Genomic DNA, 1991 nt, shown 5'->3' with positions numbered 1-1991 from the left:
GACGGTTGGACAGAGCCTTATGAGGAGCTTTGGAGGTGTGATTGTGGCCAGGAACTGGATAAAAACCAAGCTTATGGAGATAGTTGGTCTATTGAAGTTGAGAAAGAAGAGGAAGATTAAATATTATGGGGATTTTTAGTTTTTTTAGGTCCCTCTACGGGATAGAGGGTACTTATCAAAAACTTAAAATGGGAGGTCACCTAATGACTGTTAAAGATTTACGAGAAATGCTCAAGGGAAAAGTTAAAGGTCTTTGGAAACTCAACAAGGCAGAATTGCTAAAAGCTTATAAAGAACTTGAAAAAAGCCCTGAGACTATTGTAGAAAAGGCCCTTGAAGACAAACAAATATTAAGACCTGAAAACAAAGAAGAATGGTTGGAAATCAGAGAAGGTGGACTGGGTGGAAGTGATATCGCTGCTGTAATTGGACTTAATGATTATGCATCAAAAATAGATGTTTTCATTTCAAAAACCGCACGAAACAACGCAGTTCTGAAGCAGCAATATGAGGAGAAACAAAAGAAAATAAGGGAGTCTGAAGCAGTTCAAATGGGACATATCCTGGAACCTGTGATAGCTGATATTTTTCAGAAAAAAAACAAAGAATATACTGTTGTAGATCTGCCAGTAACAGTAAAAGCAAATCCTTGGGAAATAGCCAATGTAGACAGATATCTAGTAAATGAAAAAGGAGAGGTAGGAATACTGGAGATCAAGACCACAACTCTCTATAACAAGGATAAATGGGAAGGCGAAAGTTGTCCTAGGAACTATCTGTGCCAGGTTCTTTGGTATCTTGGTATAACAGGCCTTAAATATGCTTATATATGTTGCTTAGTAGGAGGACAACATTATAGGCAATTTAAAATTGAAAGATGTGAAGAAACTATAAGTTATCTAAGGAAAGAGGGAAGGGTTTTCTGGGAAGATCATGTTATCCATAATATAGTTCCAGATCCAGACGGCAGTTCTTCTTATACTGAGCATCTTCAGTTTCTGGCTGATTATGCTGAAGACAAAGGAGAAAAAGTAGAAGTAGAAGCAGCCACAGATAAAGCAGAAACTTATGAGGAGCTCCTGGAAAAGAGAAAAGAGATCGAAATAAAGATAGAAAAAATCAAACAGGAAGTATTTAGAGAAGCCATAGACAGAGGGTCCAAAAGAGGGACATGGGCAGGTCATAAATTTAGCATAATAGGAGGAGCATATAAAGGTTTTGATAGTAAAAAGTTTCGATCTGATAACCCAGAACTATATGAACAATATTTGGTAGAAAAAACTAAAAAACAATATATAAAATTATCTTAGGAGGAATTACAAATGGCAGAAAAAATAGCTAAAAATGACATTCTACAAAAGGCTACAACTAACAGATCTGTAACCAAAAAGAAAAGCAATAGCATATATGATCTAATTTCAAGTGACAAAATGAAAAGTCAGTTTGCCATGGCACTACCAAAGCATATAGACACAGAAAGATTTGTAAGAATAGCTCTTACATGCATTAGACAAAATCCTAAGTTAGCAGAATGTAGTAGAGAGAGTTTACTAGGTGCTCTTATGACTTCCTCTCAGCTTGGGTTAGAACCAGGAGGAGTATTAGGACAAGCTTACTTAATCCCATTTTCAGTAAAAGGACAGATGGAATGTCAATTTCAAATAGGGTATAAGGGGATGCTTGAGCTTCTAAGAAGATCAAAGCAATTATCAAACATAAGAGTTCATACTGTGTATGAAAATGATGAGTTTGAAATAGGTTATGGTCTGGACTGTACCCTTAATCACAAGCCTGTATTTAGAGACAGAGGAAATATGATTGGATTCTATTCGGTGGCAGAGCTGAAAGATGGATCTAAGCAGTTTCATTTTATGTCCTATGATGATGTAGTTGAGCATGAGAAGAAACATAGAAAAGGAAGTTATCAAAGTAATGTATGGAAGCAGCATTTTGAAGCCATGGCACATAAAACAGTAGTAAAGCAACTTATG

2 protein-coding genes are annotated in these 1991 nt (G+C 36.2%); both read left to right on the top strand.

Annotated elements, in window-relative coordinates; all coding sequences use genetic code 11:
• Positions 1–203 precede the first annotated feature (203 nt).
• Positions 204–1310: a YqaJ viral recombinase family protein gene (locus ABZA26_RS13810; RefSeq protein ID WP_372715074.1), complete on the top strand. Its 1107-nt coding sequence runs from the start codon at positions 204–206 to the stop codon at positions 1308–1310.
• 12 nt (positions 1311–1322) lie between these two features.
• Positions 1323–1991, top strand: a 669-nt coding sequence (locus ABZA26_RS13805) for a recombinase RecT (protein WP_372715073.1), incomplete at its 3' end; no start/stop codon positions are given.

It is taken from the genome of Ilyobacter sp. (assembly GCF_041583315.1).
Classification (GTDB): domain Bacteria; phylum Fusobacteriota; class Fusobacteriia; order Fusobacteriales; family Fusobacteriaceae; genus Ilyobacter.
Note: the sequence above shows the minus strand (reverse complement) of the source record. Positions and strands in the feature narration are given on the sequence as shown.

Excerpts from the sequence above, each read along its gene's own strand:
- ABZA26_RS13810 (WP_372715074.1), top strand. The coding sequence starts at position 204 with ATGACTGTTAAAGATTTACGAGAAATGCTCAAGGGAAAAGTTAAAGGT.